This is a genomic window from Nostoc sp. (assembly GCF_036917935.1).
Classification (GTDB): domain Bacteria; phylum Cyanobacteriota; class Cyanobacteriia; order Cyanobacteriales; family Nostocaceae; genus Nostoc.
On sequence record NZ_JBALEL010000037.1, the window covers coordinates 70,554 to 94,279 of the forward strand.

Annotated in this window: 21 protein-coding genes, 1 tRNA gene and 1 riboswitch; of the genes, 13 read left to right on the top strand and 9 right to left on the bottom strand. The window is 40.8% G+C overall.

Annotated elements, in window-relative coordinates:
• Positions 1-910 precede the first annotated feature (910 nt).
• Positions 911-1,735 carry a DUF3102 domain-containing protein gene (locus V7K62_RS15440; protein WP_334865362.1) on the bottom strand — a complete coding sequence of 275 codons (825 nt, stop codon included), beginning with the start codon at positions 1,733-1,735 and terminating at the stop codon, positions 911-913.
• An 819-nt stretch (positions 1,736-2,554) separates the two neighbouring features.
• On the opposite strand from V7K62_RS15440, the gene V7K62_RS15445 reads away from it, so the two are divergent.
• Positions 2,555-3,235 carry a HEAT repeat domain-containing protein gene (locus tag V7K62_RS15445; RefSeq protein ID WP_334865364.1) on the top strand — a complete coding sequence of 227 codons (681 nt, stop codon included), beginning with the start codon at positions 2,555-2,557 and terminating at the stop codon, positions 3,233-3,235.
• 75 nt (positions 3,236-3,310) lie between these two features.
• A complete protein-coding gene (locus V7K62_RS15450; RefSeq protein WP_334865365.1) occupies positions 3,311-3,877 on the top strand; it encodes a phycobiliprotein lyase in 567 nt (188 codons plus the stop codon).
• 371 nt (positions 3,878-4,248) lie between these two features.
• On the opposite strand, the gene V7K62_RS15455 is transcribed toward V7K62_RS15450, so the two are convergent.
• The gene (locus V7K62_RS15455) at positions 4,249-4,752 is read right to left on the bottom strand and encodes a 2TM domain-containing protein (RefSeq protein WP_334865366.1); all 504 of its coding nucleotides are present in this window, start codon (positions 4,750-4,752) and stop codon (positions 4,249-4,251) included.
• Positions 4,753-5,055: 303 nt separating this feature from the next.
• Here V7K62_RS15455 and V7K62_RS15460 point away from each other — a divergent pair, with 303 nt between their 5' ends.
• Positions 5,056-5,772: an ROK family protein gene (locus V7K62_RS15460; RefSeq protein WP_334865367.1), complete on the top strand. Its 717-nt coding sequence runs from the start codon at positions 5,056-5,058 to the stop codon at positions 5,770-5,772.
• Positions 5,773-6,628: 856 nt separating this feature from the next.
• Positions 6,629-7,183 (top strand): peptidoglycan-binding domain-containing protein, encoded by a 555-nt coding sequence (locus V7K62_RS15465; protein WP_334865369.1) that lies wholly within the window; start codon positions 6,629-6,631, stop codon positions 7,181-7,183.
• A gap of 166 nt (positions 7,184-7,349) precedes the next feature.
• Here the strand turns inward: V7K62_RS15465 and V7K62_RS15470 are convergent, their stop codons facing one another.
• The 4 genes from V7K62_RS15470 to V7K62_RS15485 form a co-directional block, all read right to left on the bottom strand.
• Complete coding sequence (locus tag V7K62_RS15470; RefSeq protein ID WP_334865371.1) at positions 7,350-8,006, bottom strand: DUF4276 family protein; 657 nt, start codon at positions 8,004-8,006, stop codon at positions 7,350-7,352.
• A complete protein-coding gene (locus tag V7K62_RS15475) occupies positions 8,003-9,097 on the bottom strand; it encodes an AAA family ATPase (RefSeq protein ID WP_334865373.1) in 1,095 nt (364 codons plus the stop codon). Before V7K62_RS15475 ends, V7K62_RS15470 begins: the two co-directional genes overlap by 4 nt.
• Positions 9,098-9,500: 403 nt before the next feature.
• Positions 9,501-11,921, bottom strand: a complete 2,421-nt coding sequence (locus tag V7K62_RS15480) for a sucrose synthase (RefSeq protein WP_334865374.1) — start codon at positions 11,919-11,921, stop codon at positions 9,501-9,503.
• 1,653 nt (positions 11,922-13,574) lie between these two features.
• Positions 13,575-13,647 (bottom strand) — tRNA-His (locus tag V7K62_RS15485).
• 124 nt (positions 13,648-13,771) lie between these two features.
• On the opposite strand from V7K62_RS15485, the gene V7K62_RS15490 reads away from it, so the two are divergent.
• The 8 genes from V7K62_RS15490 to V7K62_RS15525 all read left to right on the top strand — a co-directional run bounded on the left by V7K62_RS15490 (position 13,772) and on the right by V7K62_RS15525 (position 20,625).
• Entirely contained in the window at positions 13,772-14,164 is a 393-nt protein-coding gene (locus tag V7K62_RS15490) for a DUF4359 domain-containing protein (RefSeq protein ID WP_334865376.1), read from the top strand.
• Between the two features lie 264 nt (positions 14,165-14,428).
• Positions 14,429-15,175, top strand: a complete 747-nt coding sequence (locus V7K62_RS15495; protein ID WP_334865378.1) for a sirohydrochlorin chelatase — start codon at positions 14,429-14,431, stop codon at positions 15,173-15,175.
• The gene (gene cobA / locus V7K62_RS15500) at positions 15,172-15,951 is read left to right on the top strand and encodes a uroporphyrinogen-III C-methyltransferase (protein ID WP_334865380.1); all 780 of its coding nucleotides are present in this window, start codon (positions 15,172-15,174) and stop codon (positions 15,949-15,951) included. Before V7K62_RS15495 ends, cobA begins: the two co-directional genes overlap by 4 nt.
• 173 nt (positions 15,952-16,124) lie before the next feature.
• A riboswitch (cobalamin riboswitch) is annotated at positions 16,125-16,299 on the top strand.
• A gap of 22 nt (positions 16,300-16,321) precedes the next feature.
• Positions 16,322-16,741 (top strand): DUF1636 domain-containing protein, encoded by a 420-nt coding sequence (locus V7K62_RS15505; RefSeq protein WP_334865382.1) that lies wholly within the window; start codon positions 16,322-16,324, stop codon positions 16,739-16,741.
• Complete coding sequence (locus V7K62_RS15510; protein WP_334866007.1) at positions 16,741-17,478, top strand: cobalt-precorrin-6A reductase; 738 nt, start codon at positions 16,741-16,743, stop codon at positions 17,476-17,478. Before V7K62_RS15505 ends, V7K62_RS15510 begins: the two co-directional genes overlap by 1 nt.
• Before the next feature lie 222 nt (positions 17,479-17,700).
• Positions 17,701-18,306: a PEP-CTERM sorting domain-containing protein gene (locus tag V7K62_RS15515; RefSeq protein WP_334865384.1), complete on the top strand. Its 606-nt coding sequence runs from the start codon at positions 17,701-17,703 to the stop codon at positions 18,304-18,306.
• Positions 18,307-18,634: 328 nt separating this feature from the next.
• Positions 18,635-19,513 (top strand): inositol monophosphatase family protein, encoded by an 879-nt coding sequence (locus V7K62_RS15520; protein ID WP_334865386.1) that lies wholly within the window; start codon positions 18,635-18,637, stop codon positions 19,511-19,513.
• A gap of 131 nt (positions 19,514-19,644) precedes the next feature.
• On the top strand, positions 19,645-20,625 hold the full coding sequence (locus V7K62_RS15525; RefSeq protein WP_334865388.1) for a 2-dehydropantoate 2-reductase: 981 nt from the start codon (positions 19,645-19,647) through the stop codon (positions 20,623-20,625).
• Between the two features lie 156 nt (positions 20,626-20,781).
• Here the strand turns inward: V7K62_RS15525 and V7K62_RS15530 are convergent, their stop codons facing one another.
• Positions 20,782-21,270 (bottom strand): NUDIX hydrolase, encoded by a 489-nt coding sequence (locus V7K62_RS15530; RefSeq protein WP_334865390.1) that lies wholly within the window; start codon positions 21,268-21,270, stop codon positions 20,782-20,784.
• Between the two features lie 105 nt (positions 21,271-21,375).
• Here V7K62_RS15530 and V7K62_RS15535 point away from each other — a divergent pair, with 105 nt between their 5' ends.
• The gene (locus V7K62_RS15535) at positions 21,376-21,954 is read left to right on the top strand and encodes an NADPH-dependent FMN reductase (RefSeq protein ID WP_334865392.1); all 579 of its coding nucleotides are present in this window, start codon (positions 21,376-21,378) and stop codon (positions 21,952-21,954) included.
• A gap of 197 nt (positions 21,955-22,151) precedes the next feature.
• Here V7K62_RS15535 and V7K62_RS15540 read toward each other — a convergent pair whose 3' ends face one another.
• Positions 22,152-23,117, bottom strand: a complete 966-nt coding sequence (locus V7K62_RS15540; protein WP_334865394.1) for an acetamidase/formamidase family protein — start codon at positions 23,115-23,117, stop codon at positions 22,152-22,154.
• A gap of 90 nt (positions 23,118-23,207) precedes the next feature.
• A complete protein-coding gene (locus tag V7K62_RS15545) occupies positions 23,208-23,504 on the bottom strand; it encodes a hypothetical protein (RefSeq protein ID WP_334865396.1) in 297 nt (98 codons plus the stop codon).
• Positions 23,505-23,726: the final 222 nt, after the last annotated feature.

Here is a 23,726-nt window from a genome sequence, read left to right on the forward strand (position 1 = left end):
TAATTTTCTAAATCTTTATATTTGACTATTAACTATTTCTATTCTATTCGTATTTTAAGCCTATTCATCTTCTGTTCATCCAAAATTAAACCTGGATAATTGTTTTCCAGCTTAGGGATTTACAAGAAATAAGTTTTTACAGCAAACCTATACAGGCAGAAGCTTATACCCGGCTAATATAGAGATGCACAGGGCACAGATGAATGAATAATAGAGAGTATTAGTGTATGAAAAATTTGGATTTTTTTAAATTTTTAAGTCCATTTTCTGTAGCAGCAATTTATGTAAAATCTAGTTTGCTATAGGTAAGGACATAGATCCAAAAAACAGTAATCAAACTGATATTAACATACTTCATAGATGACGGTAGGAGCTAAATTCAAATAAATATATGCTTTGCTATATGAATGATATAAATATCCTCTTTCCCTTAATTAAGTTAGTAATTAGAGGCTAGCTGAAAGTGATTATGAAGTAGTAAATGAGGCTTTTTAAGACGTTTCAATATCAAAATAATTATAGAGCGTGTAAATTATAAACTCACTTATCGATTGATGGCAAAAGCTCAGAATCGCAAACAAGCTTGAAGAGATGATATTAGAAATATGAGTGAAAATAAATGTAGAGACGTATCAGTACTACGTCTCTACAAGGGTTATGGATAACGCATATTTAATTTCTGAATATATCTATTGATTCTACGAGATGAAACTTAGCTAACTAATTCAGTGCTTAGAGGATGTTTTAAAAGTTCTCTGGTCGGTAGCAAAACGTTTTAGATCCCCCTAAATCCCCCTTTTTAAGGGGGACTTTGATTCCGGTTCCCCCGATAAATTGGGGGGTTAGGGGGAATCTAGAAGTGCCTAAAATTACAGCCGAACACTTTTAAAACATCCTCTTAAGTAAGCTATCAGATGCTCCCCTCCCTACTCCGATTTTTACTAGTTTCTAATAAAGTTAATTCTGAACGAAGTTTTGCAACATCTAGCTTAAGTTTCTGATTCATTATCTGTAGTGCTTCTAATTGCGCTTTATAAGTATCACGCTCCACTACCAATTTTTGCAGTTCATCCTGTTGAAGTGGAGAAGAAAGTGGCAGATGATTAGTGGTTGTTTGTTCAATGTTACCAACCTCAGCCTTGGGTAAGACTAATGTCTCTACTTGATTTGTATCAGTCTGCTGACTAACTGAAGAAGCTTTTTGTTGCTGTTCTTTTACTGTTTTAGGATTTCTATATTTTTTGATGAGATTTTTAGCAACATCTGGATCAACTACTTCGCCTGCCTTCAAAATATTTATTGCTTCATCTCTAGCAGCTTCGGATGTACTAGGAGCAGCCAGTTTATAGAGAGCAGTAGGAGTAATACCATTAATCAAATTTCCGATAATCGGAATTTTGGACTCAAATGCTCTAGCAACGTGAATAAACTCATAGGCTGAAGTTTTTCCCATTCCAAACTCCTGCCGTAACCAAGGTAGAAACTCGCCATGTTCGGTAATTTTTTGAGCTTCTAGCAAGTTGACACCAATGCAATAAATGTCCATAGCACTTCGTTTCAGCCTACGTCGTGTGTCTTCTGCTAAAATAGCTAAACGTTGTTGCTTTTCTTCTTCACTCTCAAAGTCTGAGTTGCTCTTAGGTACTGAAGGCTGGTCAATAATTTTTTCTGACTGGGTAGGTATTACTTTGATTTCTATAGGCAAAGCTGTTGACTCATGCTTACTAATATTCATAGAGTATATTCCTGCTAGCATTTGTATTTTTCCCAGAGATGTTTTTGCCAAGCAGTCTTTTAGGCTTGTAAATTTTATGTTTAAGGGAACTTGTATTAAATAACTCAGGTCAAGTTAATAGCTTTACGCAACTTATTGTTATATCTTTACAAAAGTATACAATCAAGCAAATTAGTTTAGATATGCCTAAATCTATGATTAATACCAATACCTTCGCCAATTTAGGAGAGTGAGTTGATGGTGCTTGAACTATTAAGTCCCTTTTCTCTGAGGCTTGGTAAAAACAATAAGTCATAAAAATGTATTTAAGGTTTCTCCCAAGGTTTTTTTAACGTATTGACCGCAGTATAAGGGTTTGAGATTCCAAACAACCTCACCTCAGACTACAGGATAAAGTTAATTTTATATGTTCACCTTTCATGCAATATTAGATGCATCATAATGCATCTAATATTGCATGAAACTGTATTATCATTTAATGAGTTGTGTGCAACAAATTAGCGATATCCTATTACAAATCTGAAAAGATATTTTAAAACTCGTAAAGAATACTAGAGACACCCAGCATCAATAAGACCGCAGAGGGGCAGAGGGGAGGGGTTTTTGGGCTTTCTGCATAGATTCGGGAATTATAACTAATTAGGCGGACGTAATATGAGAGACGCTTTACGCCTACTTTTGCAGCCGGTACAGCGCGATCGCATTTTTATTCACAATTGAGCCATTTTGTAAAGTCGCCAAACTCCTACTTCACTATGGCGACAGCGCGATCAACAGATCGGGTAAATTAAGATAAGTAAAGAAAACGCTTTGAACTAAATGGCAGCTCTAAGCTTACAAGAAATTTCTACTCAGTTAGAAAGTCCGAATCTACGCGATCGCATGGTAGCCCTTGCTAATCTGCGTCATGTTCCGGCTGAGGATGCAGTCCCTTTGATTAAAAAGGTACTAGACGACGAATCTTTGCAACTGCGATCGATGGCAATATTTGCCCTCGGAATCAAGCCGACGCCAGAATGTTATTCAATTTTGGTAAAAATTCTCGAAAATGACCCCGATTATGGTATAAGGGCTGATGCCGCCGGTGCTTTAGGATATTTGGGTGATGCCAGAGCCTTTGAGGTGCTTTCACGGGCATTTTATGAAGATACTGATTGGCTAGTACGCTTTAGTGCAGCTGTTTCTCTAGGTAATATTAAAGACCCCCGTGCCCGTCAAATTCTTCTTCAGGCATTGGATAGCAAAGAAGTAGTGTTGCAACAAGCTGCAATCTCTGCACTGGGAGAAATTCAAGACATCGAGTCTGTAGATAAGATCCTGCGCTTCGCCCAATCAGATGATTGGTTAGTCAGGCAGCGTTTGGCAGAAGCCTTGGGAAATCTTCCCACTCCCAAGAGTGTCTCAGCTTTAAAATACCTGGAAAAAGACAATCATTTCAACGTTGCTGAGGCAGCCAGAATTGGCCTCAAGAAGCTTGAGGAAATAGGGAATCAAGCTTAATATTAAGGCCTCCTGTTACCTTTTAATAATAATTAAGTGGGAATTTTAGCATTTTGATGCAGGGTAATTTCATTCATGAATATTGAAGAGTTTTTTCAGTTAAGTGCTGGTAAATGGTTTTCTCATCGTACTAGTCAACATTTGGCTTTTAACCAATCGGAACATAGCAAGTCAGATATCATCATTGAGGCGCTGCCAGTAGATCATCCAGAAGCAATCAAGTTGTGTCAAAATTACAACATTAATCCTAGTGCTGCTTCCTGTGCTACCAAAATTACCTGGAACGCCACAATGGACAAGGATCAAGCAAAACACAGTGGTTCAACTGTGTTAGTTTCGGTACCTGATGCGGATAATCCGGCCCAAGGCAAATTACTGCGAGAAATAGTTGATGCTAATAAAACTCCAATTGCCGGACGCTATAAATTTGATAGTGATGGTGCTTTGATCCTAACTACAGAGGATGAAACCATCTTCTCAGAAGAACGCCTGTGGTTTGCTAGCCCCAATTTGCGAATGCGGGTAAATGTCCTCAAGAGTTTTGGTGGATTTAGTATCAGTTCCTTCACTTCTGAGATTCGCATGGGTGGCTTTCCACCCGCTGAGAAGGCTTCTGAGGCGGCTAATTCAGTATCTAGTTAAGTTCGATCGCAAAATATTCCCTCCGTTTCTGGCTACGGTGTACACACATCTTGGTAATGAAGCCCAAACCCTGGATTTACCCCCCTCGGCAAGCTACCGTGCATACACAAGTCTGAAATAGTTTACTCACCTGGTTTTTCGCGTCAGTTTTACCCCATTACCCCACCCTAACCCTCCCCGATGGATTGGGGAGGGAACTAGATTCCTGTTTCCCCCCTTTCTAAGGGGGGACTAAGGGGGGTAATAAGGGGGGAAATATCCAGTTCTCCCCCAAGGCATCGGGGGAGTTAGAGGGGGTCAGAAGGACTTGTGTGTACACCGTAACCGCTTCTGGGGGGAATTAAGTAGAGACGGGTTAAGGAAAGTTTTGATTAAGTCTGTAAAACCTTAAACCACTTATTCAAAACTGTGCTGATGGTTTTCTTAATCTGATGGTTACGACTCCATTTTTGGAATGCCATTTCATACTCTTCGCCTTTGATTTGAAAGGTATTCCAGACATCAAGCCCTACGGGTAATCCGCAGAATAGCAAAATATACAGCGACCAAGAAATTCCGCCACCAGCGATTAAATCAACCAGTATCAAAAAGCCATTGAAAATTGCATATTTGCTTAGGCGCTTCTGAAATCTTCTGATGCGGTAGGCGTCAAAAGCTTTTCGCTGTTGAACTTGACCCTGTTGTAATACCCAATCGCTTTCTGCTAATTTTAAAGACTCAGGTGAAATTTCTAACTCAGCAGCAATTTCTAATATATGCTCATAAGAAAATTCTGTATCTTTGTCATCAGCTTGACGAGCGATCGCTAAGTGCAGAATTTGTTGGACATCTTCTTGGCTATATGAGCGGATGCTTTGAGGTTCAAACGCCGTCATAATTCTTTCTCTTAGATTACTTTTAATATAAATTTGCTGCCCGATAGAGTTTAAGCAGCTACGCCAGTACTATCTCCATTATTCTTAGATTAACAAATCTGGATGCTGTCCGGCATCGAATGTATGGGATTTTTAACTTTGGGTATTGCGATTAGGCCAGAGGTGACAGGTGACAGGAATAATCTGTACCCTATTCCCTTCTTCACTCCCCAGCAATATAAAGACTCTCCAAACATCCAAGATATTATCAAATGCAGCAGAGCATAATAACGAAATAACAAGCATTAACAAGGATGTAACTCAATGGTTGAAGAAAATGGATCGATTCGTACCCTATCGGTTGATATTGGCGGTAGTGGGGTTAAAGCTATGGTTTTAGATATTACGGGTCATCCTGTAACCGAAAGAGCGCGTTTAGATACACCCCAACCTGCGACACCGGAGGTTGTAATGAATGCAATTGTTGTGTTAGCAGCGGCTCAAGGTGAATTTCATCGCGTTTCAGTCGGTTTTCCCGGTGTGGTGCGGTGTGGAGTCACAGAAACAGCAGTAAACTTACATCCAGATTGGATCGGGTTTGATTTGGAAACAGCATTATTAAAACACTTAAACAAACCTGTACGGGTGATTAATGATGCAGATATGCAGGGGTTTGGAGCGATCGCAGGTAAAGGTGTTGAATTGGTGATTACTCTGGGTACAGGGTTTGGTTCGGCTTTATTTATGGATGGTAAGCTGGTGCCGAATATGGAAATGGGGCATCATCCGTTTCGCAAAGGAGAGACTTTTGAGCAGCAGTTGGGGCGTGCAGAGTTAGAAAAAATTGGTGATAAAAGATGGAATAGGCGTTTAGAAAAAGCGATCGCATCTTTGCAACATCTGTTCAATTATGATTACCTTTACATTGGCGGTGGTGAAGCTGTAAGAGTCAATTTCCAGCTACCGTTAAATGTCAAACTCATCCCCAATATCACTGGTTTATTAGGCGGTATTGCTTTGTGGCGAGATGAAAAAAGATAAAAAGTTTTTCAGTATCCACAACTGGGCGTACTAAGCGATGTCTCTGAGGGCTACGCCTACGCGCTTTTAAGGTGCATCCTTTCTCAAAATTTCCAAATGATATAAAAATTAACACAGATTAGACAAGAGAATTGCACAAACATTATGTTCAGTGCCCCTGTGTAATTTTGTCATGTAATAGACTTCTTGTATAAATCAAAAAAAGAACCCCACCCCGCCTTTGACTTACGTCAAACTCTCCCCTCCCGAAGAGCGGGGAGGGGTTGGGGCTGGGGTGTTAGGGGACTTTTGCAAGAGGTCTAATGTCTAAACTTTAGTTCAAATTCAATACCGTGCAACAAGGTTGTGCGGTTTCATTATCTTGATGTCAAAGTGTGAGCTTTCCGAGAATAGGTTGAAAGAGCGACATAAGTTTTAATTGATAAAAAGTTTATAACCCCCTGTAAAGTAGGACAAATTGTTTGAAATTAAGAATTGATGATTGTGGTCAAATATTGGATTAATCAATACTTAAAAAACTGACTCTATGAATCCAGTAGTATTTTTACTTGCAGTATAAATATGATAAAAACAGCATCAGCATACCAAGCACGCTCCAAATATAACTAGGTAAATTTGTTTGATGGCATTCCCAGATGATCTGATAGTATGTTATTGTCTAAACCGTTGATTTAGATAGTATATCTGACAACTTGATCGCTTGGTTAAAGATAAAAAAAGTACAAAGCTAATGAACATGACAAGATTATCTGAAAAAATTAGTGCATGACTTTTTTATTTGGTCAGTATGCACTATCCCGGACAGCAACAATGTTGTTAGTTAAAAGAAATATTGATTGAAGTAAAATAAACTAAAATGACTGAAATTGGCCTGATGATGACGGGCGTGTTAACAATAAGACAAGCATCTGGGGCCAATTTGCCACAGCAGCAATTATTTCAAATGGAAAATGACGTAAACCAGTCAAAACAGAGTCAGTTAGAGATAACTGCTAAAGTCACACCACCTGAATTCATACAGACAGATGGGATTTCCCAGGCTTCTCCCTCAGCGCTGAAACTAGAAAAAGAACACATACTTCAGAAAATCAGCAAAAATAATCTGGGGCTAGCTTCTTTTAAATTAGGTCAGCCTAAGAAATATTCTGAGTCTGGAGGTAAAGTCCGTACAAAGGCTACAGGACGGTTCCAGAAGTTTAGTAGCCAACCTCTACCGACTCTTGATTTCGGTAGTTCTGGTATTGCTGTCAGAGCCTTACAACAGCTATTAGTGTCTAACGGTTATGCTGTGAGAGTAGATGGGATTTTTGGCGCACTAACAGAGACTGCTGTCAAAGCCTTTCAAAACCAGCGAAATTTAGGAGTAGATGGAGTAGTTGGTCAACGAACTTGGAGTGCGTTGACAATTTAGTTAGAAGTTAGGAGTTATGAAACTTCGTATTATTCATAATTCCTGATTCATTTATGGAAATCTAAGCAAAAATCACTTTTGTAAATTAGTAATAATGCTGAAAACTTTCTAAAATATGGAGTAAAAAACTAACATTTTACTGTCTTTTGAGGGCAATATATTCTCTTCAACCGTTACTGCCGCTAATCTTTTCAAGACGCGTTAACCATTGATTGAAATGCTGGCACTGCTGACGTATTATATCCAACCCAATATCCATTGCAATCAAGGAGCCATGTAATGGCTTTTCATATCCAAGGCAACATCTGATAATTCGTTTGGATGGGGCTGTTGTCGGGCCTTCATTAATATGTTCAGGTGAAATAAATAAGTTACGGTCTGCCTGTAGACTATCTACTATACTTTGGTCAAACCATGCGAGAAAAGCTTGTGGATTGCTGTACAGGAGTCCCTCAAACTCATGAACCAGTAGATTGGGGAGAAAATTTTGGTGTTTAATGTCTGCGCTCATTTGCTGTTCAAGATATTCAGCTTTCTGAAATGGGTTATTCGTACTAGGCAGAGAACTGCTTCCTGGAAAATCATTTGGCAATCGATATAAATCAAACATCGTAGTGACGAACGCCGAATCATCTTCAAGGCATTTACGATTCAATTGCGGCTTGATCTTTGCATAACTCACTACACCACCCTTATTTGTTGAGCTAGTTCGCACAAGAATGGGGTTGAGGTATATATCTTTTCGCTGAAGATGTTCGCAGAGTACTTCTTTTACAAAAGTTTCTTCCGTCTGTCCTTCTACAAAAACGTGTATTCGGATCATCGTGAAGGTCTCCCGCCAAGGATGTTCTTTTTCCACAGTTCTCCTAAGCTGTAGTCTTCAAGCCACTCATGTAAATCATCCTCATTCAATCTTCGGAGTGATGATTTACCATCATCACGATCCACAACAATTACATCTTCCGCCCTAAATTCATTGAGCAGTTCAACCGACTGAGTTGAAACAATAACTTGTTTTTCTCTGGCGACAGAGCGCATTAACGATGCAAGAACAGTAATTGCATACGGGTGAAGACCTAGCTCAGGTTCATCAACCAAAATGGTTTCGGGTTGAAGGGAAGTAGGTTGCAAAAAGACTGTAACCAGGCAGATAAAACGAAGTGTTCCATCCGAAAGAAGATGAGCTTTAAACGGAATATCTTGACCTTGCTCGACCCATTCCAACTCGATAACCTCATTGTTTTGTGGAGAAGGTCGTAGATAGAAATCACCAAAGAAAGGAGCAACAAGTCGAATTGTTTTGACAATTCGCCGATAAGATTCCGAATAATTTTCACTTAACAAATATAGGAAAGCTGCAAGATTGCGTGCGTCAGAACGCAAGTAAACATTATCATTAATTCTGTGTGGTTGCTTCACATAAGCGCTGTCGCTTGTGTCATGGAAATGATAAACCCGCCACTGCCGCATGGTGGGCAATATGTACTTGTCAATTCCTGTCCCACTGCCTTGTAAAGCATTAGTCTCAAAATGACCACTACCGATTTCACGCTCACCGATCTTGTTCCACCAAAAAGACTCTTTGGAAAACATCAGACGGTTGTCTTGAGTTGGTTCAAGCGTAGCGAAGTACCCGTTGTTTCCAAAATAAAGCTTAATCTTTAGTTGCTCAGTTGTTTTACGGCCAAAATGCAAGATCGCATCGGGGCCACCCTGGCGGCTTACCAAAACTTGCAGATTCCTCTCAAGCATCTGCTGAACCATGCGAAAGAAGCCTATGAAGTTAGATTTACCTGCACCATTACATCCAATAAGTACGTTTAGTTTCAAAAGTTTAAGGTCACATTCAGCAATAGACTTAAAACCCTTCAAAACAATCCTTGATAGTTGGCTGTCACTGGTCAGATCCCTCATAGAATGGTTTCCTGATTTTTAAGCTTTTGGGCTGCTCGTTTCACAAATAGACCTTAATATTAATTGTGATTTAGCTGATTTAGCCAGGGTCAGCACATTTTATCAATAATTTGTGGTAAATTCGCATTAAATCTTGCTTGTTGATAATATTTTATACGTAGGTGTAGCCGGTCGTAGGCATAGGTTTCGGATCTGGAACATTAATCAAAAGGTAAATCCTTATTTTTGCGTTAATACATAAATAAAGCTTTTTGTCCAGAGTAATTTAGATGCCCTTACATACGCTTGGGTTAAGCCCGAAATCCTTTGTAGATGTGTTGCATTGCAACGTCTACTACATATCAATAATTCTTAACCCAAGCGTATTGAGTTAAATATGGAACAGCTTATCCCTTCTAACTTATTATCGGTACTTGTGCTGCTCTAATAGCTGTTGCGCTCTTGGCTTGTAAATTAAATAGAACAAAGCCTCGATATAGCGCAATAAATCTTCTCGATTTTCCTTGGAAGTAAAGTTCCAGAAGCCATAAATCCGTGCTAATGATAGCAGCTTGCTAGTGTGAATTTTCCAAGTATAGGTGCTGTAAACTCGGTCAATTCCTCGCTGGGAAATTTCACTCCAATAGTTAGGATTTTGTTCGCATTTAGTGATAAATTCCACAATTTTTGTGGCTGTCTCTTCTAAATTTGTCGGGTTAATCAAAAAGCCATTCACCTTATCTTGAATAATCTCCAGTGGTCCACCAAATTGTGTAGCAAAAGTTGGTAATCCTGAAACCATCGACTCTAAAATTGTCAAACCAAAAGCTTCAAATAAAGCTGGTTGTACAAAAATTCCTTGATGATCGGCAATGACTCGGTAAATTTCACCAGAATCAGTTTTAGTCAGGCGCACACCCAGCCAACGAATTTTACCGTGGAGATTGTACTGGTCAATTATTTGGTAGAGTTTGATAATTTCGTCGCGTTCTTCGTTGTCGCCTGATTCTTCGACGCGTAATTTACCTGCGACCAAAATTAAGTTGCAATGCTCTTGTAATTCTTTACTTTGACCATAACATTCAGCTAAACCTGTGAGGTTTTTGATGTGGTCAAGACGCGCCATTGAGAAGAGAGGGCGCTTGTTAGGATCGTCGAGTTTGCCAAAGATTTGTGTGGGATCTTCCAGAGTAAAGAGGGTTTCTGCAAGGCGTTGGCGATCGCTCTCTACTCGATCTTTAGTTCGGGTGTAGGGGAAGTAATTATTTTCGTTTACTCCAGGCGGTACGACATTAAATTTAGGGCTAAATAATTCAATGCCATTGGTAACATGGTACAACTCCGGCATAGTGAAGCATTTATAAGATTCGTACTGTCCCACACTATCTGGTGTTCCGACAATTTCTTGGTAGGTGCTACTAATCACAAAATTGGCAGCATTCATGGCAATCAAATCAGCTGTGAATTGCAAGGAAAAATGATATTTATCCTCTAATTCTTGCCAGTAGAGGTTACTGAACAAGTATTTAGATTTTTCCAAAGCATGGGCAACATTGCATTGAGTAACTTTCAGCCGTCGCGCCAACAAGAATGCTATTAAATTCCCATCAGTATAGTTTCCAACTATTAAGTCAGGTGTGCCGTGAAATTCTGCCCGTAGTTCTCTTTCGGAATCAATGGCAAAAGTTTCTAGATAAGGCCAAAACTCAAACCGAGAAATCCAGTTTTGAGTCATGTTAGGGTTAAATTCCCGTAAAGGCACTCGCAAAATCCAGGCATTTTCAGTACCGTGGACTTTTTCTAGCCGTTGATTACAAAGGGTACCATCACTATTGGGAATCAAGCGGGTGAGAATAATTACCTTTGGCTCGACATTCAATTTCTCTAAACCCGCAAGCAGAACATCTTCTTGTAGCTGCTTTTCTAGGCTCTTTGCCTGGTCAAGGACGTAAACTACCTGACCACCGGTATCGGGACGCCCTAAAACTCCCTCTTGCCCAAACCAACCGTGAGCTGACACCAAGACAATTCTAAAAATCATCGGGATGCGAGAAATGAATGCTTCTAGGGTTTGAGGATCGGCAGAATCAATCAATTCATCGAGAATATTTAGGGTTTCCTGCACTCGCGCTGCGGTGTTACCCCAACCCGGCTCAAAACCCATTGACTGCAATTGGAACCGGAATTGTTCATAGGGTTCATCTGCGGGGCGATTATTAACAAAACTGATAGCTTTCTTAACTTGCTCAGAAAGTTGCTGCTGTGATTGAATGCGATCGTTGACTAGCAGTTGCACACCATTGTAGTGGTGCAGGCGCAAGAAATTCAACAAGCTGTCCAGCAATTGTTTGGAGTCTTGAAATATTTTGCTGGATAGATAGCGGTTGAGGAATTGCACCCCTTTACCAATATTTTTGGGGTCGCGGATGACTGGGGTGTAGTCATAAAACGGGCCGAAATCCAATTCTAGCAAGCCGCCGTCGTTAGGATGAAATTTGTCCACCAAGCGATCGCGCAGATCCAACAAATCCTGCACCGTCATCGGCTCAATGCTTAAGTCTGATGTCAACCAATAAACTTCTTGGCTGGCAATCTTAGAACGGATGATGAAACAGAAGTTTGAGTCCTCCTGAATTATTTCCTGAGTATAGTAAATGAGTTTTCCTAACTCAGAGGAAGTGTAAAAAGTCTCAGGTTTCTGGGACTTTGAGCAATACTCGCTATATACATTGAGTATGTCGTTCCGCAGCAAGTACTTCTTTTCTTGTTGGCGTAATTCACTAAGAAAGGAACGCAAATCACTTCTTTCTTCACTATCTAAGACTGCTTGAAGCAATTCAGACATAGCAACTCCACTAAATGACGATGTTTGCATTGTTAACTTTCTAGGCAAGACAAATAAGCCTCCACCTTTTGTTAGACACATATAAACACGAAATAACACAGATAAATTATATTTATCTGTGTACTACAAGTATCAACTTTTCAGATGGCACTTACACTCATGTTCTACTTTACTTAAAGTATCTATGACTCAGTATTTTTGACTCTAACTAAAGGAATACAATTTTTATTTCTTTTGATAGATGTTAGAAAATAACTGCATAATACTATTAGGCGCACAATTTCTCATGCCCTCAAATGCCTTATTTAATCTTTACTGTATCATTTATCTGTGTGTATCTGATTATTAGCACACCGAGCAGGTCAATATTTACCTGTAAAGCTCGGTAAAGCTTGTAAATCAATACTTTTTTTTAATTATTATAGATTGTTAATATTCCTGTTCATAGTAGATGTAGATAATTTATTATGTAAATCTAATAATTGCTAATATTGTAGTAATTTTGGAAACAAATAATTTTCTTACCATTATCTATTTTGCTAAGTAAGAAACAAAACTTAATGGTTTAATTTAAAGCTTAACTATTCAGCTAAACTTAAATGTATAAAAGTAAATTTTTATACAGAGATAGAACAATCTTGATTTACCCTACTTATAATTTAAGCAAGAATTGTTTCAAATCTGGTCGATTTATATGGCTAACAATACAGATAAGTTAACATCTTCTGACCACAGTATAAGCAACATTCTGATTATATCTATGCTTGCCTTCTGTGGGCTGACTTTTATCATTCTTCTAGGCATTTTCTAACAGTTAAATGTGGGTTCAAAAAGTTCTGAGGCTAAGATTACCGGCTTCTCTAAAAAGCCGATAATCTTAATATGAAAGAGTTTCATGTAGAGTCACAAATAAAAAAAGCACATTAGAGCTTTTCTCGACTAAGTTTTTAGCGCTCAAACTTTGTATATTGTCAGCGTTACGTAGTCCCGAAGTCGCTTACCTAATTTTAGATTTTAAATTTTGGATAATGGAATTGTTGGCGGAGCCTAAGAAGAGAAGATTCTCTCATCCCAAATTTAAAAAGGTCTAGAGCAAGCGAATTTAAACGCGAGAATAATTTTTTAATCTCAAATCTGAAATTAAATGACTTGCCCCTGACTTGATTGCTGGGGTCAATCTAAAATCTAAAATCCAAAATTGTGTGACCAATCTTCATTAAATAGTGTGCAACATTAGCAAATTAGCGCCCGCACTCCTGGTTTGGTTGTAAGCATCAGCAATTTGTTTATCTGCCCATAGTTTTATCCACCAATGCTGAACTAAGGGAACAGCATACAAGTCCACATTTCGATGACGATCGCTACCAAAACTTCTGGATCAATGGGTTTGGCAACGTGACGTTGAAATCCGGCGGCGATCGCTTGCTGTTGATCGAGTTATCGGCCCCGCGTTGGCGGTTCGATAAATTAAACTTAAGAGTGATTTTCGTGTAAGTCCTAATAGGATAAGCTAATGAATTAGAGTCAGCTTGTAATCCTTCCAAGTCTATAAAGCTATAGATTACAGATCCTTGTTAAAGTGATGGTTATGAGTGTTCACACCATCTAACCCACCTTCTACAGGAGTATAGGCATCAATATAAAATTATGTAGGGCGAACGATGGGAATTGAACCCACGAATGGTGGTACCACAAACCACTGCCTTAACCACTTGGCTACGCTCGCCATTCAACAATTTGAATTATAGCAAGAAATTGGCAAGCGATCAAGAGTTTTTGTTCAAGGAACGGATTTAGTTGATTTAGAGTCTCTGGAATCTAACGATTACAATGAATTTTACTTGGCAAATATGAAACCATTGACCATCATCGCGTATACTGTAGCAGCAGTAGGACTCGCCGCCTTGGGTGTGACAATGGCGAAAACCAATCCCAGTCAGGTTGAATATGAAGAATATGCAGTTCAACGGCTGACAAAATACTTAAAAACCGATGTATGTAAAAAAACTACGAATATTATTGAAAATTTAATCCATTTTAATTGTGATAAGTTGGTTGACTCGGCTAACCCGCAAATCCAAGAAATTATTGCCAGGACTACACAAAGGCAAGATTTCGTTATTTTTAGTGTTTACCGTACAGATTTAAAAATAAATTCTTGGATACCTTCTTACAAATTTGAAACGGTAGGAGCTTTTGATCAATTTTATACTTACACTGCCGAAGAACAATCAGGTAAGTAGTAGGGGGAGAATATAAAAGTGATTAAGAATACTTCTATTTAGTAATTGATAATAATTTAAATAATTACCAGAGTAATTAATTATTCCCACCTTTATCTTAAATAAGAATAGTAACTGATATAGCGGTTCTCGCTTGAGTGAGATACAAGAACCCCACCCCCAACCCCCTCCCCGCAAGCGATGAGGGGACTATAATGTACCTTGTATGATTAGGAAACGCTATATCTTAAATAAGAATAGTAACTGAGAGTTCAAACTTTACCAATGTCATCTGCCTATCTACTATTATCTCACGGAAGTCGCGACCCGCGCCCAGAAATTGCTATGCAGCAACTAGCAAAACTGGTATGTCACAAATTGCCAAAAAACCACAACTCAGTAAATAGCGAACATTTGGTTGGCATCGCTGCTTTAGAAATGAATCCTCAACCTTTACACAAGCAGATTCAACAATTTGCTAAGAGCGCCTTTGGGGATTGCACACTGTCTCAAAACGAAAACCGCCTCAAAATTGTACCGCTATTTCTGCTGCCGGGAGTGCATGTCATGACAGATATTCCCGCCGAAGTAGCACTCGCACAACAGGCTGCTGGTGAAGATACGATCATCGAGTTGCAACCATATTTAGGCTCTCACCCCAATTTAGAGAAATTGCTGGCAAAGCAAATAGCTGCTATAAAAGCAGAAGCATGGATTCTATTAGCTCATGGTAGCCGTCGCCCAGGTTCACAAGAAACTGTGGAAGCAATGGCGGCGAGTTTGGGAGCAATGGCTGCTTATTGGGCTGGGCCTCCTAGTTTAGAATCACGGGTGAAAGATTTGGTAAGTGCTGGTTATCGAGAAATTGCAATTTTACCATACTTTTTATTCGCTGGTGGCATAACCGATGCGATCGCCGCCTCAATAGAGGAGCTAAAATTACAATTTTCTGTGGTGAATTTCCAATTGGCGCAGCCCTTGGGAGCAAGTGCAGAATTAGCCGAGCTAATTTGGGATTTAATAGATAAATGAACCGCAGAGAAAAACAGGAGAACAAGTATTTGGGAAAGGTTTATTTAGTAGGTGCGGGCCCAGGTGATCCAGGACTAATAACTCTGAAGGCGAAAGGTTTGTTGGAATGTGCAGATGTAGTGATCTATGATGCCTTAGTCAGTCCGGCAATTCTGGCAATGATTAATCCCCAAGCCGAGCAAATTAATGCTGGTAAGCGTGCGGGGAGACATTCGTTGTTGCAGTCAGAAACCACTCAATTGCTGATTGATAAAGCGCAGGATCATGCAATTGTGGTGCGGCTAAAGGGTGGCGATCCGTTTATTTTTGGTCGCGGTGGCGAAGAGATGGCAGAATTAGTCCAGGCGGGGATATCAGCGGAAGTTGTGCCGGGTATCACATCGGGAATTGCAGCGGCGGCTTATGCCGGTATTCCTTTGACTCATCGGCTGTATAGTTCATCAGTGACATTTGTAACTGGTCATGAAGCGGCGGGTAAGTATAGACCGATCGTGAATTGGAGTGCGATCGCTCACGGTTCCGAAACCATTGTAATTTATATGGGAATTCACAATCTACCTTATATTGTGGACGAATTAATTGCAGCTGGGTTGAATTTAAAAACGTCCATTGCTTTGGTGCGCTGGGGTACGCGGCCAGAACAAGAAGAATTGATTGGGACATTGGAAACAATTGTAGAGCAGGTAGAGCAAACTGGATTTAGTGCGCCTGCGATCGCAGTCATTGGACAAGTAGTGAATATGCACAGTATTTTATCTGGTTGTCGTCCAGTTTGATCCTTGGCGCAAAGCTTAGACCTCTTGCATAAATCAAAAAAAGAACCCCACCCCGCCTTTAACTTACGTCAAAGTCTCCCCTCCCCGCAAGCGGGGAGGGGTTGGGGGTGGGGTGTTAGGGACTTTTGCAAGAGGTCTCTTGTTGTTTGGTATTCTCAGATCACCCTAGTGTATGATCGATAAGGTTATTCGGTTCTGGTAGGAGTCAGCTACCAGAGGTAACGGGGAAAGTTCGGTGCAAATCCGGCGCTGTCCCGCAACTGTGAACCAATTTGAGATTAAGGAACTAAATAATCGAAAATCCCAAATTGAGTAAGTCAGGATGCCCACCGAAATAGATTTATCATTTCCACATCTCTGCGAGGTACAGATGACTACGACTGTAAATATTTCCCCAACCAGTCCTTTGGGTGTTGCTGAACATACTTTATTTGTTTGCAAAACCTGTGCCAGTGTTTGGCAAGATGGAAAACGCTTAGGTGAAAGTGGTGGTGAAAAACTTCTACACCAACTTCAGCAGCTGGCACAAGATTGGGACTTACGAGATGAGTTTCCGATTCAGGAAGTTGAATGCATGAGTGCTTGTAATCGTTCTTGTGTAGTCGCCTTTGCTGCCAAAGGGAAATTAACATATTTATTTGGTGATTTAGGCGTTGATGGTAGTGCCTCTGCGGTACTGCAATGTGCTAGTCAATACTATGGCAAAGCAGATGGTTTACTACCTTGGTCAGAGCGTCCAGAAGCAATGAAGAAGGGCATTTTAGCAAAGATTCCACCTTTATCTCAATGATGCGCGTTTTGATTTTGGGTGGAACGGGTGATGCAGCAGAAGTAGCTGCCAAAGTTACGACTATCCAAGGGTTAGAAGTAATCACCTCTCTAGCTGGCCGCACCCGTGAACCGTCAATACCATTGGGCGATTTGCGGGTTGGAGGCTTCGGTGGTGTGGCTGGATTGGCTAGCTATCTGCGAGGGGAGCAAATCGACTTATTAATTGATGCAACCCATCCTTTTGCAACTCAGATTTCCTTGAATGCGGCAGATGCGGCAACCGAAGTTGGAGTACCCCGTCTGATGTTAATTCGTCCGCCTTGGGAAAAAGTAAGTGGCGATCGCTGGATTGAAGTTGATAGTGTTAAAGCGGCAGCAACAGCCCTGCAAAACCAGGCACAGCGCGTATTTTTGACAGTTGGTAGGCAAGAACTCGCCGCCTTTGCTCACTTAGAGAAAATTTGGTTTTTGATGCGGATGATTGACCCTCCTGGCGATGATGCTTTAGTGCCACCGGGAATGGTATTGTGCGATCGCGGCCCCTTTACCCTGAATAATGAGAGACAAATCCTGATTCACAACAACATTGATACCATCGTGAGTAAAAATAGTGGTGGCGACGCCACAAAGCCCAAGATTATTGCAGCGCGAGAACTGGGCATGAAGGTTGTGATGGTAAATCGTCCAGCCATACCGCCAGGGGAACAGGTTAGTAATGTTGATGCTGCTTTGGCATGGCTATTTGATCGTTGCTAAGTAAGTAGGGAGTGGGGAGGGAATGGGGAATGGTGTAGTTCAATTACTTGAAAAGCGCTGTAATCAAACTATCCTATGCAATGTAACATTCATCAAATTTGCTCTTAGTAAGGCTTTCAGCCCTGGCTGCAAACCTTTTATGCTTGTTGAATTATTATTGCCCAATTTCCATATAATACATGGGAAACTTCTAGAATATCCGCGATCGCGCTAACGAGTTCCATGAAAAATCTAGCTCTACTATCTGCCATAGCCCTCGCTACCACATCTGGATTAGTTTTCGGGAAAATGCCAGCCGCTTCTGCTTTAAGTTGGAACTGGAATTATTCTGGTACTGGCATAGCGGCGAACGGTACTTTTACCACTAATGACACCCCTAACGATTTGGGTTTTTACCTGATTTCTGGAATTACTGGTACACGAAATAGTGAAACAATTACTGGTCTACAACCCGCTGGGACTCCAATACCAGGAAACGAACCTTTTAATGTTGATAATTTAATTAGTCTTAATACTCAGCAATTAACAGGTGATGGTTTTGGGTATTCCACTTCGGGAGGAAATTATTCTAGTCCATTTTTCGCGAGTTTTTTGCCAACACCAGGTTATTTAGAGGTTTTTTCTGCACCGCCAATCATACCAGGTTTTGAAAATTTGGGATTGGAAGATAGTGAGTTACCCATTAGTTTTTCTGCAACCATAATCACCGTCCCTGAACCCACTTCTATCCTTAGCTTACTCATTCTTGGTACTCTTGGCGTACCTTCAGTACTCAAACGTCATAAGCTATCCAAATTCACTCAGAATAAGCTCGAAAAAGTTTCCTAAAACCATCAATAACAATTCAAAATTTTACCCTTACAGGCAAGCAAGCTATACGTAGTATCTCGTAGATAAGAGAGTTTCAGATGGGGATTTAAAACCTGACTGTCGCAAGATCCCCCAGGGTAACTTTAGCTGCGTGTTGACGTTCAGTCTTAGACCCTTAATTTTACGATAAAAATTGCGATCTCTCTATAGGCTCTTTGAGACACACAGATTAAAGTAATATAGCAACGGTGGTATCATTGCATCAAAATGATCCCGTAATTTTGTCTAGACATAGAATTCTATCGCCTTGCCAACGGGAGATTATTTCTAAAAGGAGTTTGCTGCAATGTCCACAACACCAACGACTCGATTAATTTTAGAGACTTTACTTCCCCATCTGAAAGTAGCAGCAGCTTATGCCAATTTTCTACAACCAAAAATTGCTGCACTTCCCGCGAAAGAACAAGCAAAAAACTTTTTTGCTGCCGCCCTTACTGATGCAGATGTGGCTATTCAAAATCTGGTAGAAGTAGTATTACTAGGCACTTTCCCAGAGATTCGCTTTTATGGTGAAGAATATGAAAGTTCTAACAACACCAAGTATTTTCGCGCTACCGAACTCGGTTCAGAAGGAGATTACTTAGTCACACTCGACCCCATCGATGGCACGAAGTTTTACATGGATGGACATTCTAATTACCAAATTATTCTCAGTATTCTAAATGCGGATGACTTTGAAGCAGTAATTGCCATTTCTCCTGCCCAAAACGTTTATTTTTACGCCCTTCGAGGCCAAGGTGCTTTTAAAGGGACACTGGAGATGAGCTTAGAAGCCTGTGCCCCGTTACATATAACATCCGCTAAACCTTCTATTTTGTTGGGATGGGGAATGAATTCCATCGCACATTTACTAAAAGATCAATATAAAGTAATCGATATAGCAACTGATTACTCTAGTGATATTCAAATTCCGAATCTCAATGGTATTCTCAGTGGCGACTTGAGTGCAGCAGTGATCAAATCGGGCAAATTTATTGATAGTGCTGCACTCGCTTTTATTGCAAAAGAGGCTGGGTGGATTGTAACTACTCTGGACGGTTCGACTTTACCGCCACTGCATACTTGTCAAAACTATAGTCTGCCTGGATTGATAATAGCTGCCTCAAAATCTGTTCATCAAGACCTATTGTCAGCGATGCAAAGTATAGCTGCTAGTGAGTGCTGAGTACGCTTTCGGTTAACTGGATTAATCTCTGGAGAATCTATAGGACTCCGATTTGATTTTTGAAAAAAACTCAGTATATCTTTATTCCTTCTTCCCTGTTAAGAGTTCCCCGTTCCCTTTTTTTTGAGAAAATGAAAATCTGTATTGTTGGCGCGGGTGCGATTGGTGGATATTTAGGGGCAAAACTGGCACTGGCTGGTGAAGGAGTGACGCTGATCGCTCGTGGTTCTCATTTGGAAGCAATTCAAAAAAACGGGCTGAAGTTGCTCATGGCAGACGGTTCCAGCCAAATTGTTACTCCGACTTTGGCAACTAGTGATATTCAGTCAGCGGGTAAACAAGATGTAGTAATTTTAACTGTCAAGGCTCACAGTGTACCTGCGATCGCACCTTCTCTTTCTGCACTCTACAATTCTCACACGATGGTGGTGACAGCCCAAAATGGCGTTCCTTGGTGGTACTTTCGTCAGCATGGTGGTGAGTATGAAGGTACGCAGATTCAATCTGTTGACCCAGATGGGATTATTGAAGCTAGTATCGGTGCCCAACGCGCCATTGGTTGTGTTGTTTACCCGGCAACTGAGATAATTGAACCAGGTGTAATTAAACATATTGAAGGCGATCGCTTTACTCTCGGTGAAATCGACGGCACTAAAACAGAACGCATCCAATTATTAGCACAGACTTTAAAACAGGCAGGATTCAAAGCACCAATCCGCAATCAAATTCGCACGGAAATTTGGATCAAGTTGTGGGGTAATGTGGCATTTAATCCCATCAGTGCCTTGACTGGTGCTACCTTAGAGGATATTTGTCGCTATCCCCTCACCCGTGAACTAGCGCGGCAAATGATGACAGAAACCCAAGCGATCGCAGAAAATTTGGGTATAAAGTTTGGCATCACAATGGATCAGCGAATTAATGGGGCAGAAAATGTTGGTGCCCATAAAACTTCAATGCTACAAGATATTGAAGCCGGACGCGCTACGGAGATAGACGCGATCGTTGGCGCGGTGGCAGAATTGGGAAAACTCACTCAAATTCCCACACCTTATATTGATGCTATTTATGCCAGCGTCAAGCTGCTGGAGACAACTAAAGTCAATATTTGACGCTCCCTGAGTATGCAACACAGGGCCACCCAATATATTACACCATTTTTAGGGATTTCCAACAAATAAATTATCCAATCTTGTCGGGTATTTTGTTATTTGGAAGTCCTTTATGTGCCTCGACAGCGTGTTGCTTGAAATCTGATCGCCAGATTTTTAAAACAACAGAAATTCGCCGCTTTTCTTGTATTCCTGAAACTTTTCTAAAACAGGGTGGTCATTTGGCATTAATGTAGGTAAGTCCGCCAAATCAAAAAATTCCAGTGCTAGCGATTCTCCATCTAAACAAGCGAGGCTGCCTGACCATTCAACGGCTCGCAAAATCAAAATGAAGTTTTGCACGCGATCGCCATTGGGATAGGTTACAGTTTCAAAGGCTGGGTTGGAAGAAAAGCCCACGGCTGCAAAACGCTTAACCGTTAAACCAGTTTCCTCAAAAACCTCTCGTGCTGAACATTCTTCGGCAGATTCACCTATCTCTGGACAGCCGCCAGGTAGCCCCCAAACTTTGAAATCACTCCGCTTTTGCAACAAAACGCGCCCCAAGCTATCCTCGATAATCACACGTGCGCCAAATAATAGAAGTAGGCGCTCACCGACAACTTGTCGTAACTTGCCGAGATAAGAGTCTGACCAATTCGCCATAACGAGAAAGTTTGTAAAGAAAATCTAAAGGTAGCAAATAGCGATCGCCTGGAAACAGGATAATGCAGCTGAACAGGTTAATCCTTCCCATTCAACCTCTAAACTATGGCATCTACACCTAAAATCCTCGCCTTTGCTGGCAGCACCCGGATTGATTCTTACAACAAAAAACTGGTAAAAATCGCGGCGGCGGGCGCTAAGGCAGCAGGCGCAGAAGTGACTTATATAGACCTCCGCGATTTGCCCCTACCTCTGTTTGATGAAGATTTGGAAGCTCAAGAAGGACTACCTGCCAACGCCCGCACTTTTAAAGATTTGATGATTTCTCATCAAGGATTGCTGATTGCTTCGCCGGAATATAACAGTTCACTCACAGCAGTTCTAAAGAATGCCATTGATTGGGCATCCCGTCCAGCCCCAAATGAAGCACCGTTAGCTGCTTTTGCAGGTAAGGTTGCTGGCATTCTGAGCGCTTCCCCTGGCGCTCTTGGTGGTTTGCGGGGGTTGGTTCACCTGCGGTCTATTTTAGGAAACATCAAAGTTTTGGTACTTCCCGACCAGATAGCCTTACCCAAAGCTTACGAAGCCTTCAATCCTGATGGCACATTAAAAGATCCTAAACAGCAAGAATCTATTGAAAAGCTAGGCGATGGCTTAACAAAGATATTGCTGAAGCTCAACTAATATCTTAGGTGTTCAGGAAATAACGAACACCTATCATTAAACAAAGATTTTGGCGCATGAAAGCGTGGCTACTACCTCCCGTTACTTTCAGCCTCGATCTGGTGATAGTAGCAGTTTCTATTTTACAACCTTGCTGAGTGATAAGATTCTCGACTTCTTAAATCAATCAGCAATCTGAGCATTTGAATTCTCGCAAATTATAAATTAATATTCTTGGACAAAATTGATTTGGGTAGCATTCCATGCACACCTTTTTGAGGACTGTTCACAACTTGAGTGATATGAAAATTCACAGCTAAACTACACAATACATAAGCATCTTCTGGCGACAAATTTGCAAAGCGTTCCAGAAAATCAATCATGTTTTTTAAAGCCAGTTCTAAGGCTTCATCTAAGGTTTGAGCAAAACCCATTGTAATGATATCAGTTGGAGTTTCGGCGATTGGTGTTGTTAGTTGTAAATCTTTGCGAAGTTTGAGGGTAATTCTACCGTTCATGGAAGTTTCAATGGCGGTGACATTTACCTCGCCGTCTCCCTGTGCCGAATGCCCATCACCAATCGAAAATAATGCACCTGGTACGAAAATCGGCAAAAATAAACGAGAACCAGCAAGTAATTCCCGATTGTCGATATTACCGCCGTAAGAACCTGGTGGGACAGAAGTTCGAGAGGTTTCTGGGGTAGCTACACCAAGAATTCCAAAAAAGGGTTTGAGAGGAATTTTTATGCCAGTACCCGCCGGAAATTCCGCGATATTGTTTGCTAAATCTAAAGGAATGAATCTCAACGCGGGTTGAGGAAACTGATGTGGTAAAGCTCCCCAACCTATACGAATGGCATTGAAGCCGACAGGTAAACTAGGTGCGATCGCATCTAATTGTACTTCTAAAACATCCCCTGGTTCCGCATCCCGTACATAAATTGGCCCTGTGAGTAAATGCGGCCCCCCAGCAATTTTACGTTCTGGTAGAAGATTTTGGCAGATATCGAGAAATTCTGGTGTGAGAAACTCTGGTGGTGCTTTGTCATAAACGTAGTAACCAGTATAAGTTTCTACCTCAACGGTGTCGCCAGAATCAATAATGAGTGCTGGTTCTAGCAGATGCGAGAAACCACCTAAATGCACGGTTTCTTTTAAGGCTTTTAAAATGTAATGAGTCATCGCAGTTTTATTTTTAGTTAGGAGCATTTTCAGCTAGAAGCTGGTAAAGGGTTTTTGCCTTAAGTTAACACCAATAATAGCTATGCATCCCTATTCCCAAGTGGACACATCTCGCAGTAAACTAGGAATTTCTCCTTGAGATAAGGGAAACTCTAGCAAGGTTTCTCTAAGACCCAAATACCCAGATTCAGCAAACGACAAAAGCATTCGCGAAAGCGCTAGCCAAACCTCCGGTTCGTATTCCCAATCACGATAACGTGAAGCTTGACCAGCAATTGAACGTAGCGCCCAGAAATAAGAGTTTCTCACCACCGAACCACCCTTCTTAAACTCTGGTAAATCTTCGTGGTGGATAAAAAGTATTTTATTTTCAATTTTGGCTCTCATAACAATTTTAGATTTTAGATTTTAAATTTTAGATTAAAAGTAAATTTTAAGTAGGGTGTGTTAGAGGATATCTGAGAAGCATCAAATATTTATTGATCCCCCCTAACCCCCCTTTTTTAAGGGGGGAATAAGAGTCTTAAAGTCCCCCAATTTATCGGGGGATTTAGGGGGATCTCCAAGGGTTAGATGTATACAAAAAAACTTTTCAGACATCCTCTTATG